Consider the following 16,718-nt stretch of genomic DNA (forward strand, 5'->3'; position numbering starts at 1 on the left):
CGTTTTAACAACAACGAGAGTCGTTTCTCAGACGGACATCAGCGCGGAGGTCAGCAGCGTCGCGATGCTCGCGACAGCGCAGCTCCCAAAGCCGGTTACCGCCCGTCGAAAGGTCAAGGACCTGAAATCGACACCGATGTAACCGGTCGCGAACTCGATGGCTCAGTATTGCGCCAGCTTCGCGCGTTGGAAAAGGATAACGCCGACGTCGTCGGTCAGCACCTCGTGATGGCAGGCCGCTACCTCGACATCGACCCCAAATTCGCTCTAGAGCATGCTCAAGCTGCAACTCGCCGCGCAGGCCGCATCGCAGCGGTACGCGAAGCCGCCGGCATCGCCGCCTATGTAGCAGAAGATTTTGAACTTGCTCTGCGTGAGCTCCGTACTCATCGTCGTATCTCCGGCTCAGATGAGCATCTAGCGGTGCTGATTGACACCGAACGCGCGCTGGGACATATCGAAAAAGCTCTTGAACTGGCAGAGGAATCGAAGCAGCTAGAACTTAAGCCCGCTGAGCGAGTAGAAACCGCCATTGTGGTCTCCGGTATCAAACACGACCAGGGCGATTTAACAGGCGCTATTGAGGCGCTGGAGATTCCCGAGCTCAATAGCCAGCGTGGATTCGACTACAGCCCTCGCCTCTTTGAAGCTTACGGTGCGCTTCTTGAAGAAGACGGGCGAGAAAAAGAAGCCGCTCGCTGGTACCGACTCGCAATCGTTACTGAAGCTGCGTTGGGACAGGGCGAATTCGCAGAACCCGAAATCTTCGATATCTTCGGCGAGCCCGAGCTCTTTGAAGACGAGGAAGAACCTTCGGTTTCTCTCACTGACATCGAAATTAAGACGGAAGAGTCTGAAATCTATGAAAAGGAAGACGACGACTTCGTTGAGGAAGATGAGCAGGATGAAGACGCACTGAGCTCCGCTGAAACCACAGTGAGCGAAGAACAAGCTTCCGAAGAGAACCTGCAGTCTTTCGACGAGGAATCAAAAACCGAGACCGAACGAAAAGAAAACCACGAGGACTAATAATGCTGTTAGACCGGCACGATAGCATACTTTCTGACCTGGACGGCGTAGTCTACGCTGGCCCCTTCGCTCTTGAAGGGGCTCCGGAGGCTCTCAACCGAGCGCAGGATATGGGCGTGCCGGTCGCATTCGTTACCAATAATGCCTCCCGAAGTGTGAGCACCGTTGCCGAGCACCTGGTGAAGCTTGGTGTCAAAACGGATAGCGAGCACGTCATCAGCTCTGCTCAAGCGGCAGCTGAAATGCTTAAAGACCAAGTGACACCCGGTGCAAAAGTTCTTATCTGCGGTGCGCAAGCTCTCGCAGACTGCGTGAAAGATGCCGGGTTTGAACCGGTCTGGAAACAGAATGATTCACCGTCCGCCGTCGTGCAGGGGTTTAACCCTGAATTAAGGTGGGTCGACCTTGCCGAAGCAGCCTTTACTCTCTCTGACCCGGATATTGTGTGGGTAGCGAGTAACACTGACTTGACGATTCCTAAAGAACGAGGAATTGCACCGGGTAACGGGACGCTGGTGAATGCTGTAGCCACTGCAACGGGGAGAACTCCTCTGGTTGCTGGAAAACCTGAGTCAGCTATTTTCACCACCGGAGCAAAAAAACTCAAGAGCTCTCAGGCTCTGGTGGTAGGGGACCGTCTAGATACCGATATCCAAGGCGGAAACCGGGCCCAGATGGCGACGGCATGCGTACTTACCGGTGTTGATACCGTCGAGTCTGTTTTGGCTGCAATACCTCTGGAACGGCCAACCTACCTACTGAAGAATTTGGGTGAACTTTTCGAAGACTATCCCGATATCGAAGTTTCTATTGAGACCAATGGGGCACAGGCATCTTGTGCTACTCATCGCGCTTTAGTTACTGGAAATAAACTTGCTGTGTCCGGCGATTCAGACCACCTCAACTTTTGGCGAGTTAGCTGCGCAGCTTGGTGGGCAGCTCATCCTCACGTTGACGTTCCCACATCTCCGGAGGAAATCGTTCATGAACAGTAAACCCGAATCTGAAGAAACCTCCCACGATGAGTTGATTGAGTTCGAAAAAGAACTTGAGGCGGTGCTGGCGTTAGATCCTATCGAAAGAATTCAGCGGTATGAAAGTCTCAACGCTCATCTCATTCATGAGATGGAAACGGCGCAAGAACCTGCGGAGCCTGACGAGTGAGCTTACGTTTAGATAAAGCACTGGTTGAACGAGGTCTAGTTTCCTCACGTACCTTAGCTGCTAAGTTGATTGCTGAGCGAAATGTCAAAGTCAACGGCAAGGCTGCGCTCAAAAGTTCGCAACTCGTGGGGGAGAAGGATTTTTGCCAAGTTGCGTCTTCAGACCTGACACGATATGTATCGAGAGCCGGTCATAAGCTCGCCGGAGCATTAGAAGCTTTCCCTCAGATTCGGCTTGAAGGTAAACGGTGTTTGGACGCCGGCGCTTCGACAGGCGGTTTTACCCAGGTGTTACTTGAGCGAGGGGCGGCTTCCGTGATGGCAGTTGACGTAGGTCATAATCAGTTGGCGCCCATGCTTCGTGACCATCCCTCGGTGGAAGTTTTTGAGGGACTCAATGTCCGCTACCTGAAGCCAGATATGATTGGCGGAGAAGTAGAGGTGACGGTCTCTGACTTATCGTTTATTTCTCTCACCCTGGTTATGGACGCTTTAGCGATGTCAACTCAGCACGGGGGCGATCTGCTGCTGATGGTCAAACCTCAATTTGAAGTGGGGAAACACTTTATAGGAGCAGGTGGCGTGGTCAATAATCCCCAGGCACACCAGATGGCTTTAGATAAAGTGTGTGCAGCCGCAGAGCAAGCCGGTTTAGAGGTTTCAGGGCAACAACAAAGCCCTCTACCGGGGCAAGATGGAAACCTCGAATTCTTTTTGTGGTGTAAGAAATCATAGATTAATCTACGCCTTAAATTCGAATACTTATTCGAATTTAAGGCGTTTTTAGTTCACAAGAGCTCATGAGTGGAATAGTCTAGGTACGTGACTTTTTCCCAAACAGCTCATGACTCTTTCAGCCGTAAAATTCTGGTGTTTGCGCACACCGGCCGTGATGACGCTCGCCGCGCCGCCCGTCTTGCCTGTACCCAACTTTACGGTGCAGGTCTGAGCCCGGTGATGGAACGTTCTGATCTCGAATCGCTTCTGGAGGGGTGGCAAGAACCGGTCCCGGTTGAAGTGATGCGTGAGTCGGTGGCTCTCAACGAAGTCGAGCTCGGCGTTGTACTCGGCGGAGACGGCTCAATTTTGCGCGCTGCCGAGATGATTCGACACACCGAAATTCCACTGGTCGGAGTTAATCTGGGACACGTGGGGTTCCTCGCTGAATCGGAAGAATCAGATTTAGAGGAGACTGTCTCCCGTATCGTACAAAGCGACTACGAAGTTGAAGAACGTATGGCGCTCGACGTGCAAGTTTGGCACGGGCGTAAGAAAATTGCGGCAACCTGGGCTCTGAACGAAGCCAGCGTGGAAAAAGGCAACCGCGCCAAAATGATTGAAGTTGCTATTGACGTCGACGCCCGCCCCATTAGTACCTTTGGGTGTGACGGGGTGGTCATGGCGACTCCCACCGGATCAACCGCCTACTCGTTCTCCGGCGGTGGTCCCATTGTTTGGCCAGAGGTTGAGGCCATGCTGATTGTTCCCCTTGCCGCTCATGCCCTGTTTTCGCGCCCCCTCGTTACTGCGCCGTCGTCGACTATCGCAGTAGAAATCTCTGCAGAATACGGTCAAAACGCGGTGCTGTGGTGCGATGGCCGGCGTAACCAAGAAATCCCCGCAGGTTCGCGTATCGAAGTTTCGAAATCGTCTAAACCGGTGAGACTTGCGCGCATTCACCCTGTACCTTTTGCAGAGAGATTAGTCGCAAAATTTGAACTTCCCACCGAAGGGTGGAGGGGGCCAATTCGCCGAACAGATACTACTGCACTTCCCCAGATAACGAAGGATATAAACGAGTGATTGAGGAAATTCACCTTCGCGACCTCGGTGTCATTACCGATGCTCGTTTGCCGTTAGAACCGGGGTTTTCTGTACTGACCGGTGAAACCGGTGCGGGCAAGACCATGGTAGTAACTGCATTGGGAATGTTACTGGGCAATCGTTCCGATGCTAATTCCGTACGGTCGGGAGCAAAAAATGCTCTGGCAGAAGCCGTTATTAAACTGCCACATGACCACCCATCTCTAGCTCTCGCCGAAGACGCAGGAGGCTCGATAGAAGAACTAGATGCAGAATCCAGCGAGCTCCTTCTTGCGCGGACTGTATCTGCAGCAGGGCGTTCCCGCGCGCACGTCGGCGGTTGCTCTGCACCCATCAGTACGCTATCCGATATCGGGCAGCATCTGATTGCTGTTCATGGACAGTCGGATCAGCTTCGCCTCAAATCTTCTGCTGAACAGCGCCATGCTTTGGACTCCTACGCGGGAGAAAAATTAGCGCGGTTAAAAAAGAAATACCGGGTGAACTACGAACGATTCCGTACTGCTGCCGCCGAACTGCGAGAAGTCCGCGAAAATACCCGCGCTCGCGCATTGGAAGCGCAAACATTAGAGGGTGCGTTAGCAGAAATCGATCGTGTGAATCCGCAGGAGGGCGAGGACGAAGCCCTGAAGAGCGAATCCGCCAAGCTCTCTAATGTGGAGGCACTGCGTATCGCCGCGACGACCGCTTCAACGGCTCTTGCGGGAAGCGAGTACGGGGAGGCTGATACCCCCAACGTACTGGCCCTTCTTGATTCCGCTCGTTCAGCGTTGGATCAAGAATCAGCTGCTGATGAAGATATTGAAGCTATTGCTCAGCGAGTGAATGAAGCGTTGATTCACGTGACTGACATCGTCGAAGACATTTCGTCGTACTTATCTAACCTTGATTCAGAAGGACCAGAGCGGCTTGCCGAAGTGGAGACGCGGAGAGCACATCTGAAATCGTTAACCCGTAAATACGGTGCGGATATAGCTGAGGTGTTGGAATGGGCACAAAGCTCGCGGGAACGACTAGAATCGCTTGCCGACGATCCAGCCCGTGCTGAAGCCCTTGAAAATGAGTTGCGGGAGCTTAAGGAGACCTTGACCGAGCAGTCTGACCAGCTCCGCACACTGCGAGAAAAAACGGCGGTGAAACTGGCTCGCGCTGTAACAGAGGAGTTATCAGCTCTGGCGATGCCAAATGCATCCTTGGTCGTGACGGTGGAAGAGACCGAAAAGTTCTCTTCGCACGGTAAAGACGCCGTAACTTTCATGCTCCAGCCTCATCAGCGGGCGGATCCGCGCCCGCTGGGTAAAGGTGCCTCCGGTGGCGAGCTCTCTCGCGTGATGCTGGCTTTAGAGGTGGTGCTCGCTGAAGTCGATCCGGTACCCACCTTCATCTTCGACGAAGTGGATTCAGGCGTCGGCGGTAAAGCAGCTATAGAAATTGGTCGACGTCTTGCCATGCTTGCCCAACATGTGCAGGTATTGGTGGTCACGCATTTGCCTCAGGTGGCAGCGTTTGCAGATCAGCATATTTTGGTGTTGAAAAATGATGATGCCTCGCTGTCCCGCGTTGAAGTGCTCTCAGACGAACAGCGCGTGGTGGAACTGGCACGTATGCTGGCGGGGCACGATCAATCTGCATCGGCGCAGGAGCATGCCCGCGAACTACTCGAAATGGGCAAGAAAGCCAAGTAATTTTTAGCGTTCAAAGTAGAGGAAAAATGGAACAGAACCTCAACCCATCGGTAGGCGAAGCTGCGCGACTTAACGCGCCGCAAATAGCCGAAAACCAGAAGACTATAGCTGATATTGCGAACCCTCGATATGTGACATCACGCTCCACCAAATTTGAGGGGTATGTCTGGGACGTTATCCGAGAGGGGATATCCCTCGAAGAAGGCGCAGAACCCTTTGAACGTGACTTTCTGTTGCATCCCGGTGCCGTCGCAGTAGCTGCTCTCAACGAGAACAATCAAATATTGCTTATAAATCAATACCGGCATCCGGTGCGTGCGAACCTCTGGGAGATCCCTGCTGGTCTGCTAGATATCGACGGCGAAGACCCGCAGATAGCGGCAGCACGAGAACTCGCCGAAGAAACTTTTATCCAGGCAGAACAGTGGGATTCGCTCATGGAATTCTATAATTCACCCGGTGGTATGGGGGAGATGTGCCGGATTTATCTTGCCCGAGGAATTAGTCAAATCCCCCGCGATCAGCAACAAGAGCGCGAACACGAAGAATCAGAAATCGTAATGCGCTGGGTTGATTTGGATGAAGCTGTTTCAGCTGTGCTCTCTGGCCGAATACACAATGCCAGCTCAACGAACGCTATTTTGGCGGTTGCTGCGGCGCAAGCACGAAACTTTGAAACGCTCTATTCTGCCCAGGCCCCTCTCGACGCTCACCCATATTTGAGGGATCCTGACTTTCGAGGGGAAATCCGCCCCGCTGAAGGTCGCTAATGCCTCGAGAGCACCAGCGCGTCACTGCTTTAGAAACCGCAATCGAAACCTATCTTCAGTACCTCACCATTGAACGTGGTTTGGCAAAAAATACGGTGGAGTCCTATCGGAGGGATTTACTCAAATACCAGAGATTTTTAGAAGATTCTGGGATTATTGACCCCACGGTCATTACCAAAAAACACGTGAGAGATTTTGCTACTGAATTAGCTGAAAAACCTGCCAGGAGCACGGGGAAGTCTCTCAGCGCCCGCAGCGTAGCTCGTATCATTGTTGCTATTCGGGGGGCACACAAGTTTTGGCTACGAGAAAAAATAACAGCTCAGGATCCGGCTGCTTCCGTTCACCCGCCTACGCCCGGGGCGCGTTTGCCTAAAGCAATCGCCGTCGAACAGGTAACTAAGCTCTTGGAAGTACCTGATATCAGTACTCCCACGGGTTTACGCGATCGGGCGATTCTTGAATTTCTCTACTCTACAGGTGCTCGCATTTCCGAAGTCATTGGCGTGGATTTGGATGATCTTTCTATTCACACTGCGCTAGGAGACGACGAAGCGGCCGGGCACGACGTCGTGCGTCTTTTTGGCAAGGGTAATAAGGAACGTATGGTTCCCGTCGGTTCGTATGCAGCATGCGCTCTCAACGACTATCTGGTCCGAGCCAGGCCTGGTTTTGCCGCACGCGGCAAGGGGACGGCGGCAGTTTTTCTCAATGCCCGAGGCGGCCGGCTCACGCGGCAGGGCGCTTGGCTCATTCTCAAAAAAGCGGCTGAGAGAGCGAAACTGGAGGCAGAAATCTCTCCTCATACGCTGCGTCATTCGTACGCTACACATTTGCTAGAAGGTGGCGCAGATATCCGTGTAGTCCAAGAATTATTAGGGCATGCGTCGGTGACCACTACTCAGATTTATACCCGCGTTACACCAGAAACCCTACGTGAAGTATTTGCTTCCGCCCATCCCAGGGCTCTCTAAAGAATTCGCGGTTAGCTCGTCCCACAGCAAAAATCCCGATGCTAAACAGCATCGGGATTTTGGGAGACAATCACTAAATTTTTAGCCCTGCCACAATTTGGCGATTCCGCCCAGGGACATAATGCCCAGGTAGACCGTCAAAATCCAGCTCAACCAACCGGCGATAAGTAGCCAGAGAGGGTACTTGTAACCGCGGAGAAGCTTTTTACCCTTGAAGGTGGCAACAATGAGCAGAGCTGCCAGGCCAACGGGAAGAATAAGACCATTGACTGCACCGGCGACGATGAGCAATGTCGCAGGAGTCTTGCCCACCAGCACGAACACCAAGGTAGAGGCAACAATGAACGCGACGGTCAAAGCATTCTTGACGGTGATAGAAGTCTTCTCAGAGGTGATAAAGGATACCGAAGTATAAGCTGCACCAATCACCGAAGAAATTGCTGCACCCCACAGAATCAGGCCGAACAGACGGGTTCCAATTTCGCCCGCCGCAATTCCAAACGCCTGAGCAGCGATAGACGATTCTTTAGCAAATTCAGCGCCGCTGGCTACAACGCCCAAGATAGCGAGGAAGAGCATGAAACGCATGAGACCGGTGACGATAACGCCGGTTACAGAGGAGGTTGCGATGTCCTTGACGTACTCGGGACCTTTGACCCCGGCGTCAATCATGCGGTGCGCACCAGCATAAGTGATATAACCACCTACGGTACCGCCCACCAGGGTGGTGATGACGGCGAAGTCAACGGTTTCGGGAAGAACGGTGTTCTTTAGAGCCTCGCCTACTGGAGGATTAGACACGATTGCTACATAAGCGGTAGCGAGAATCATGATGACGCCCAAGACGACCACAATTTTATCCAGCGCTGCCCCTGCTTTTTTGGAGAGGAAGACCAAGATAGCCAAAACAGCTGTGATGATGCCACCGACAGTGGGATCCATGCCCAGCATCGCGTTGAAACCCAGACCGCCACCGGCGACGTTACCAACGTTGAAAACAAAACCGCCGAGCGCTACAAGTATTGCGAGGAAAATACCAAGACCTGGCAGGACGTCATTGCTGAGATCCTGTGCCTTGCGACCGGTTACACCAATGATGCGCCAGACATTGAGCTGCACAGCGATGTCAATCAAAATCGAAATCAGAATCGCAAAAGCGAATGACGCGCCCATCTGATAGGTAAATTGGCCGGTTTGCGTAATGAATCCAGGACCAATTGCACTGGTCGCCATGAGAAAGAGAGCCCCAAGCAGAACCGAACGGCCGCCCTTTTTGATGTTCTCCCGGGAGTCAGCTACCGAAGTAGGTGTGGGTGATAAATCTGCCACAGATATTCCTTATTAAAATGCTCGCCCAGAAGGTCGAGGGAAACGCCAAGATGAAATGTTGTTAACTAAGCCATAGAATGGCTTCAGGTTATTATTGTTCAACAATAAAGCACACTTTCGTGTGTTGTCTATCTCTGTCTTACACGAAAGGAAGAGCGATGACTCGTACAGTTGATCTCAATTCGGATTCAGGTGAAGCGGTCGGTTCATGGTCAATGGGGGATGACGCCGCCATGATGAAGATTGTTTCCAGCGCTAACATTGCCTGCGGCTTTCATGCAGGAGATCCGCTGACGATGCGCTCCACCGTTGAAGCGGCAGCAAAGAATGACGTGTCCATTGGCGCGCACGTCTCCTACCCTGACCTGGTGGGATTCGGTCGCCGCTTTATGGACATGACCCCGGCTGAACTCAGCGCCGCTGTGCTCTATCAAATGGGTGCTCTGGAGGCTGTATGCCGTGCGTCCAATACCCGAATCTCATATGTGAAACCCCACGGCGGACTCTATAACGCAATTGTTCACCACGAAAAACAAGCGGAGGCGGTGGCGCACGCCGTCAAAGAATTCGGATCAGACCTTCCGATTCTGTGCTTGCCCAACAGTGAAATCGAGCGCAAAGCTCTTACTCTCAACGTTCCGGTGGTTCATGAAGTATTCGCTGATCGGGGTTATACCCCCGAGGGTACCCTGGTTCCGCGAACTCAGCCTGGGGCAGTCATCCATGATGTAGACAAAGTTGCGCAACGAGTGTTGCAGATGGCAACAGAAGGAACGGTCGTTGCTAATGACGGCTCAACGGTAACGCTCGATGCTCAAAGTATCTGTGTTCACGGGGATACTCCCGGGGCAGTTGCCATTGCTCAAAAAGTGCGGGAAACGTTGACTGCACATGACGTTGAGATACGTTCCTTTTGCGCTTAATCAACGCAAACACATACGATGAATATTGTTGAACAATCTTTGAGTTCAATATTGAGAACTATCTGTTAGGAGCAATAGGTGACTGCACCTCCAATGCTCAAGCGATTCGGTCTGACCTCCATTCTGGTGGAGTGTGCAGATCTCAGCGCGGCGCTCGCCGTGCATTCCCATCTTCAGCATCAACCGCCAGCTGGGCTGGTTGAGCTCATTCCCGCGGCACAAACCGTGCTGGTGCGTTTTGAGCAAGCGCATCAAGCTCTAACTTTTGCGCGCACTTTTACCGGCGCAGCTAGCACCGATATTCGCAGGGAAGCAAGCCGCGAACAGCTGATTGATGTGGTGTACGATGGCGAGGATTTAGCAGACGTCGCAGAGCACACCGGGCTTTCGATTGAGAAAGTCATTGAAGCTCACACACAGCAGCTATGGTCTGTAGCTTTTGCTGGATTTGCCCCGGGCTTTTTTTACCTCCACGCTGAAGAAAACGTTCTAGAGGTTCCCCGACGCGCATCACCCCGTACCGCGGTACCCAGCGGTGCCGTCGGTCTGGCAGGACAGTTCTCCGGTATCTATCCCCGCACTTCTCCCGGTGGCTGGCAACTCATCGGTCATACCAATGCACCCTTGTGGGATCTCTCCCAGAATCCTCCTGCGCTTCTTGAACCGGGTAATACGGTGCGTTTTCGCGCGGTTCGTGAGCACATCGACGTCGCTACGCCCGAATCTACCGTGTCAGAACCCTCAACAGACTCGGTGCTGACCGTGAAAACTGCAGGCGCGCAACTGCTCTTCGAAGATGAAGGTCGTAGCGGACTCACCCACTGGGGTGTTTCACCGGCGGGGTTTGCTGACCCTGTAGCTGCTCACGCTGCCAACCTGTTAGTAGGGAATATGCCCTCGGCGACCGTCCTCGAATCGCTCATGGGCGGATTCGTTGTGGAGGCGCAGCAAGATACGGTGGTTTCCCTTACCGGAGCACGCACCTTTGCTATTGTCACCGAACCTGCCCAGCCCGATCGAGTGGTGCCGCAAGAGACACCCGTTGCGCTCATGGCAGGCCAGACCCTGCGTGTCGGTGTTGCCGAGCAAGGCTTACGCGTTTATCTCGGAATACGCGGCGGGTTCGCGGCGGAGGAAGCTGCAACGAGCTTTTCCACCGACACGATGTCATCCATCGGGCCCTCCCCACTGCAGCCCGGAGATTCCCTTCATGTTGCCGAAAAAACGGGGATTGCCGTCGCGCACCCAGTGATTGCCCCTGCACTGCCTAACCCGCAAGAAGCTAATCTCATTCGAGTAATTGTGGGGCCGCGTGATGACTGGTTTACCCCCGAATCAATACAACGATTCTTCCGTACCGAATGGACGGTCAGTCCAGATTCCAATCGCATCGGAATCAGGCTTGCGCCGCAAGAAAACGAATCTGACGGTACCGATACACAAACCCTAGAACGCGCCAACACCGAAGAACTACCCAGTGAGGGCATGATTTCGGGGGCGATTCAGGTGCCGCCAAACGGTGAACCGGTCGTCTTCTTAGCCGACCACCCCGTCACCGGTGGTTACCCCGTGATTGCTTGCGTTCACCCCCACGATCTGAGGCTACTTGCTCAAAGCCAGCCCGGAACAACCATTAGATTTACACGCTTCGAGATAGACGGCGAAGCCAACGAACAGGAGAACACCCGTGCGTAAAGTATTGATTGCAAACCGCGGTGAAATTGCAGTACGCGTCATCGGCGCCTGCGCTCAAGAAGGCTACGAAAGCGTTGCCATCTACGCAGATTCGGACGCGCAAGCACTGCACACAGTACTTGCCGACGAAGCTTACGCTCTCGACGGTATTACCCCTGCAGAGACCTACCTCAATGTTGAAAAAATTCTCGATATTGCACAAAAATCTGGTGCTACCGCTGTGCACCCCGGCTATGGCTTTCTCGCAGAGAACGCCAAATTCGCGCAGGCAGTCATCGATGCTGGACTGATTTGGATTGGCCCTTCACCCGAAACAATTACTGCGCTCGGTGACAAAGTTAAAGCTCGCGATATTGCGCTCGCCGTCAACGCTCCCTTGGCTCCTGGAACCGATGGGCCGGTCGAAGGCCCCGCTGAAGCGCGCGAATTTGCTGAAAAGCACGGACTTCCCATCGTCATTAAGGCAGCCCACGGTGGTGGCGGACGCGGCATGCGCGTGGTGCGGGAAATGCACGAAATTGAGAACGCTTTCGAATCGGCTCAACGAGAAGCAGTAGGGGCATTCGGAAATGGCGAATGCTTCGTAGAACGTTTCCTCGACAAGCCCCGCCACGTAGAAACTCAGGTGGCAGCGGACCAGCACGGCGGCGTCGTCGTTCTGGGAACCCGCGACTGCTCCTTGCAGCGCCGCCACCAAAAGCTCATTGAAGAAGCACCGGCACCATTCCTAACGACCGAACAAATTAAGACGCTGGAGAAAGCCTCCAAGGATATCTTTGCTGAAGCCGACTACACCGGTGTAGGCACCTGCGAATTCTTGATTGCAAACGATGGCACAATTTCCTTCCTCGAAGTAAATACCCGTATTCAGGTAGAGCATCCGGTGACCGAAGAATCGGCAGGTGTCGATCTTGTACGTATGCAGCTTGATATAGCGGCAGGGGAGCCCCTCGCCTATACCGAAATGCCAGAACCCATCATGCACGCCATCGAATTCCGTATTAATGCTGAAGATCCCGGTCGCGGATTCTTGCCCTCAGCGGGAACTATCGATTCGATTAACGTGCCTACCGGACACGGTATCCGCTGGGACTCAGGCGTGCGCGCAGGCACCGTTATCGACGGCAGCTTTGATTCGATGCTGGCTAAACTTATCGTCACCGGAACCACTCGCGAGAGAGCCCTCCGCCGCGCAGTTCATGCGCTCAAGCAGCTAGAAATCAACGGTGTTTCCACTGTCGTTCCATTTGACCGCATGATGGTTGAGCACGAAGCATTCAAATCAGAAGACGGCGAACTGGGAATCTACACCACCTGGATTGAAGACGTATTGGGCGACGATCTGGAGATTGATCCCCACTACGAACAGGGCCTGATTCCCGTGGGCGCTCAGGTTCTGCCCGGCACGGGCGTTACCCGCTTTGCCTTGGAAATAGACGGAACGCCTAAACGAATCGGCATTCCCGACGCTGTATTCGCCGCTATGGGAAATGGTGCTAGCGCCGGTGTTCCCGAACCCGCTGCTGCCACCGGCGTGGTATCGCCGATGGGTGGTGTTCTAATTCGCTTCACGGTAGAAGAAGGCGCTGAGGTATCGCAGGGTGAGCAGATTGCGTTACTGGAAGCTATGAAAACCGAGGTTCCTGTATTCGCCGATGCGAACGGTACAGTGGCGCACTTTGAGGTTGCAGCCGGCGAACGCGTTCAGGCAGGAGATACCCTCCTCAAATTCGCGTAACCTAGAAGAGTGAATCCAGAAACATCTACTCTCTCCACGGTTTCGAGCCTGGCAGAAATAGCTGCTCGCACGCCGTCGGCTCAGCACGCGCACGTTACGAGTTGGACGGTAAACGTTCTGCGGAGTGCAATGAACGACGGCGTGTTGGTGCCGGGAACTAAGCTTTTGGAGCAACACATTTCGGAGATCCTCAATATTTCCCGAAATACACTGCGCCAGGCGTTCATGATTCTGATCGCTCAGAATCTGGTGGAGCAAATTCCTAATCGGGGTGTGTTTGTGAGCGCGCCCGATAAGGAACAGATTAGTGAGATGTTTACTGTTCGGTTGGCTCTAGAGGGGGCTGCTATTGAGCTGGCTCCCTCTGGAGCGCAACCGCATATCAGAGAAATTTTGAAGAAAGCACAGCATAGCCGAGAGCGTGGTTCGGTATCAGGAATGGCCAGTGCCAACCAAGATTTCCATAAAGAGTTAGTGCAACTAGCTGCAAGCCCCCGCCTTGATTCGCTCATGAGCAGTGTGTTGGCGGAGATGCGTTTGCTGTTTTTCTTGATGGAAACGGTCCCCAGCTTTCACGCGCGGTTTGTGGATCTGAATCGGGAACTTTTAGAGCTGGTGGAGCAGGGCCATAAAAAAGAAGCCCAAGCAGCTTTGCGACAGTATCTCAAAATATCGCAGGAGCAATTTACCCAGAAACTACACCACTGATATTGGAACTTCTGGTTAACTGCTCACCGGAAAACCAATAAATCAACCTCATGACAGTAGTGCCCCCGGCGAAGAATTTGCCGGGGGCACTGCCTTTCTTTTGAGAGTTTTGGAACGAGCCTAACGGTCGTCCACCGCAATATGGCGGGTGGGTTCTTGAACGACAGGAATCTGTTTGGTCGGAGATTTCTGCGCTACGGCATTATCTACGTGCTGATCGCCTTCGAGATGGTCATTGCCCATTGTGGATTCATCGAAGGGGTCATTGCCTGCCAAAACGTTCTTGACCTTAGCCATATCCACTTCGTTCACAATCTTGCCCAGTAGAACGGTTGCCACTGCATTGCCGGTGAAGTTGGTTAAGGCACGAGCCTCAGACATAAAGCGGTCGATACCGACAATCAGACCGACGCCGTCGATAAGGTCCGGACGATGCGACTGCAAGCCTGCTGCGAGGGTTGCAATACCTGCACCGGAAACACCAGCGGCACCCTTTGATGCAATAATCATGAAGAGCAACAGCGAAATCTGCTCGCCAATCTCCAACGGATTACCCATAGCTTCCGCAACGAAGATGGACGCCATCGTGAGATAGATTGCGGTTCCGTCGAGGTTGAACGAGTAACCGGTAGGAACTACCACGCCCACCACAGGCTTAGAAACACCCAGGTGTTCCATCTTTGCAATGAGTCGGGGGAGTGCGGCTTCAGAGGACGATGTGGAGAAAATCAGCAGGTATTCGCGAGCTAGGTACTTCATCAGTTTGAAGATATTGACGCCGGTTACCAGCTTGAGCAAACCACCGAGGATAATAGCGATGAAGAGAATACAGGTGATGTAGAAACCGACCATCAGAATCAGCATCGACCCGATAGCCTTGGCGCCGGTACTGCCCACTACACCTGCAATAGCGCCAAATGCGCCCAAAGGTGCAACCCACATAATCATCATCAGCAAGCGGAAAACAAGTGCTTGCATGTAGGTAATAAACTTGAGAACAGGTTTACCTACTTCACCCATACGCTGTAGCGCAAATCCGACCAACAATGCAACGAAGAGAGTCTGCAGGATGTTCCCTGAGGTCAGCGCCGAAAGCAACGACGTTGGAATGATACCCAGCAAGAAACCAATCGTGCCGTCCCCGTGGTCAGACTCAGCAGACACCGGAGGAGTGTAACCGGTGGGTTGATAGTTCAAATCGTGCCCAGGATGAATAAAGTTACCTACTACCAACCCAATCGCCAAAGCAAAGGTAGACATGCAGATAAAGTAAAACAGCGCCATGCCGCCCACTTTGCCCACGGTAGCTGCTTTTGCAACGGAGCCAACTCCGATCACGATAGTGCAGAAAATAATGGGCGCAATCATCATTTTGATGAGAGCTACAAAAGCAGTGCCGATAGGAGCCAAACTCTTGGCGAAACCGGGGAATAATATACCCACGATGCAACCAAGAACTACCGCGACAATCACCGACACATACAGCATATGTGTAGGGTCTTGGTAAAACTTCTTCTTAGAAGCCTGAGGAGTAGCAGTCATATGCCAGAGCCTTTCTTTGACGCGCAATGCGCCGACGGTCCGAGAACGTCAAAGGGGAAGCACTCGGAGAATGTGTGATGAGATGTGCCTAACAGGCGATATAAGAATACTAGGTCATTAACCTACTGTTTACCGCCAAGTATGAGCCAAGAACTCAAGTATGACTAGTAAGTTCTCTAGGGTACCTTCCGCTCGTCCACTCCGTTATATGCAGAGAGAGGGCGGATGAGGGAGTTCTGCGCCCGCTGTTCCATAATGTGCGCTGTCCAACCGGTGAGGCGAGAGCAGACGAAGATGGGGGTGAAAGTGGGAGTATCGAACCCCATGAGGTGGTAAGTGGGGCCGGCAGGATAATCCAGGTTAGGCTTAATTCCCTTCACCTCATCCATCGACTCGGCAAGCCCTTGGTACAGCCCAATAATGTCGTGACGGTTGAAGTGTTCGACCATGTCAAAGAAGGACTTCTGCATGGTCGGAACTCGTGAATCACCATTTTTATATACGCGGTGACCGAAACCCATGACTTTCTTCTTCTGGGCAAGAGCATCGTCCATCCAAGCCTTAGCGCGAGTTTTTGCTTCTGCTTGGGATTCTCCCTGAATCACTCCGATTTCATCGAACGTATGTTGGACTGCCTCGTTTGCACCGCCGTGTAACGGACCCTTGAGAGCGCCAATTGCACCGCAGACTGCTGAATGCAAATCCGAGAGCGACGAAGTAATGACTCGGGCGGTAAAGGTTGAAGCATTGAAGGAGTGCTCCGCATAAAGCACCATGGAAACTTTGAAGGCTTCTTTGACTTCGGGAGCAGGAATTTTTTCAAACGCCATCCACAGGAAGTTATCGCAGTAATCTAAATCTTCGCGGGGAGGAACGGGGTCTTCACCGCGGCGTCGTCGCTGGTCATAGCACACCACTGCCGGCATTGAGGCAAAGAGCTGCCAGGCTTTATGCATTTCTGCCTCGGGGGATGAGTCCTCTGAATCTGCATCGCAGGCGCCCCAGAACGAGACGGCGGTACGGCACACATCCATCGGGTGGCAGTCGGTGGGTAAATCATCGATTATCTTTTTCAAATCAGCATCAAGTGACCGGTGTGCGCGCTCAAAATCCTCAAACTCTTTGAGACGTGCGGTATCCGGCAATTCGCCGTCCCACAGCAACAGGGCTACCTCTTCAAAGGTTTTGGTCGAGGCAAGATCTTGTACCGGGTACCCGCGGTAGAGTAGCGAATTAGTGTCGGCATTCACCTTCGAAATTGCCGTCTCATCAGCAATTACTCCGGCCAAGCCTTTATGAATTTCTGGTGTTGTTGACATGTGAATCTCCTTTGATCCG

The 16,718-nt window shown here is 53.0% G+C and carries 15 protein-coding genes; 12 read left to right on the forward strand and 3 right to left on the reverse strand.

The annotated features are described in order from the left end of the window. The 8 genes from A7E48_RS11165 to xerD all read left to right on the forward strand — a co-directional run. A partial coding sequence (locus tag A7E48_RS11165) for a hypothetical protein (RefSeq protein WP_068171665.1) occupies nt 1–1,029 on the forward strand: 1,029 nt, incomplete at its 5' end. Between the two features lie 2 nt (nt 1,030–1,031). After that, complete coding sequence (locus tag A7E48_RS07535; protein WP_068171668.1) at nt 1,032–2,024, forward strand: HAD-IIA family hydrolase; 993 nt, start codon at nt 1,032–1,034, stop codon at nt 2,022–2,024. After that, nucleotides 2,014–2,193 (forward strand): hypothetical protein, encoded by a 180-nt coding sequence (locus A7E48_RS07540; RefSeq protein WP_068171672.1) that lies wholly within the window; start codon nt 2,014–2,016, stop codon nt 2,191–2,193. Before A7E48_RS07535 ends, A7E48_RS07540 begins: the two co-directional genes overlap by 11 nt. After that, a complete protein-coding gene (locus A7E48_RS07545; RefSeq protein ID WP_068171674.1) occupies nt 2,190–2,927 on the forward strand; it encodes a TlyA family RNA methyltransferase in 738 nt (245 codons plus the stop codon). The genes A7E48_RS07540 and A7E48_RS07545 overlap by 4 nt, the downstream gene beginning before the upstream one ends. Before the next feature lie 87 nt (nt 2,928–3,014). Next, nucleotides 3,015–3,995, forward strand: a complete 981-nt coding sequence (locus A7E48_RS07550) for an NAD kinase (RefSeq protein ID WP_068171677.1) — start codon at nt 3,015–3,017, stop codon at nt 3,993–3,995. After that, the gene (gene recN / locus A7E48_RS07555; protein WP_068171680.1) at nt 3,992–5,701 is read left to right on the forward strand and encodes a DNA repair protein RecN; all 1,710 of its coding nucleotides are present in this window, start codon (nt 3,992–3,994) and stop codon (nt 5,699–5,701) included. The genes A7E48_RS07550 and recN overlap by 4 nt, the downstream gene beginning before the upstream one ends. 26 nt (nt 5,702–5,727) lie before the next feature. Continuing rightward, nucleotides 5,728–6,471 carry an NUDIX hydrolase gene (locus A7E48_RS07560; RefSeq protein ID WP_083147286.1) on the forward strand — a complete coding sequence of 248 codons (744 nt, stop codon included), beginning with the start codon at nt 5,728–5,730 and terminating at the stop codon, nt 6,469–6,471. After that, on the forward strand, nt 6,471–7,445 hold the full coding sequence (xerD, locus tag A7E48_RS07565) for a site-specific tyrosine recombinase XerD (protein ID WP_068171681.1): 975 nt from the start codon (nt 6,471–6,473) through the stop codon (nt 7,443–7,445). Before A7E48_RS07560 ends, xerD begins: the two co-directional genes overlap by 1 nt. An 81-nt stretch (nt 7,446–7,526) precedes the next feature. Here xerD and A7E48_RS07570 read toward each other — a convergent pair whose 3' ends face one another. Further along, nucleotides 7,527–8,723, reverse strand: a complete 1,197-nt coding sequence (locus tag A7E48_RS07570) for an NRAMP family divalent metal transporter (RefSeq protein WP_233126036.1) — start codon at nt 8,721–8,723, stop codon at nt 7,527–7,529. A gap of 209 nt (nt 8,724–8,932) precedes the next feature. On the opposite strand from A7E48_RS07570, the gene A7E48_RS07575 reads away from it, so the two are divergent. The 4 genes from A7E48_RS07575 to A7E48_RS07590 all read left to right on the forward strand — a co-directional run bounded on the left by A7E48_RS07575 (nt 8,933) and on the right by A7E48_RS07590 (nt 13,838). Next, nucleotides 8,933–9,697 (forward strand): LamB/YcsF family protein, encoded by a 765-nt coding sequence (locus A7E48_RS07575; protein ID WP_068171685.1) that lies wholly within the window; start codon nt 8,933–8,935, stop codon nt 9,695–9,697. A 78-nt stretch (nt 9,698–9,775) separates the two neighbouring features. Further along, entirely contained in the window at nt 9,776–11,392 is a 1,617-nt protein-coding gene (locus A7E48_RS07580) for a 5-oxoprolinase/urea amidolyase family protein (RefSeq protein ID WP_233126034.1), read from the forward strand. Next, the gene (locus tag A7E48_RS07585) at nt 11,385–13,130 is read left to right on the forward strand and encodes a biotin carboxylase N-terminal domain-containing protein (protein ID WP_068171687.1); all 1,746 of its coding nucleotides are present in this window, start codon (nt 11,385–11,387) and stop codon (nt 13,128–13,130) included. Before A7E48_RS07580 ends, A7E48_RS07585 begins: the two co-directional genes overlap by 8 nt. A 9-nt stretch (nt 13,131–13,139) precedes the next feature. Continuing rightward, the gene (locus A7E48_RS07590) at nt 13,140–13,838 is read left to right on the forward strand and encodes a GntR family transcriptional regulator (protein WP_083147287.1); all 699 of its coding nucleotides are present in this window, start codon (nt 13,140–13,142) and stop codon (nt 13,836–13,838) included. Between the two features lie 120 nt (nt 13,839–13,958). Here A7E48_RS07590 and A7E48_RS07595 read toward each other — a convergent pair whose 3' ends face one another. Further along, the gene (locus A7E48_RS07595; RefSeq protein ID WP_068171689.1) at nt 13,959–15,380 is read right to left on the reverse strand and encodes a cation:dicarboxylate symporter family transporter; all 1,422 of its coding nucleotides are present in this window, start codon (nt 15,378–15,380) and stop codon (nt 13,959–13,961) included. Nucleotides 15,381–15,556: 176 nt separating this feature from the next. Continuing rightward, complete coding sequence (locus tag A7E48_RS07600; protein WP_068171692.1) at nt 15,557–16,699, reverse strand: bifunctional 2-methylcitrate synthase/citrate synthase; 1,143 nt, start codon at nt 16,697–16,699, stop codon at nt 15,557–15,559. Between the last annotated feature and the right edge of the window lie 19 nt (nt 16,700–16,718).

Source organism: Rothia sp. ND6WE1A, assembly GCF_001683935.1.
Lineage (GTDB): Bacteria > Actinomycetota > Actinomycetes > Actinomycetales > Micrococcaceae > Rothia > Rothia amarae.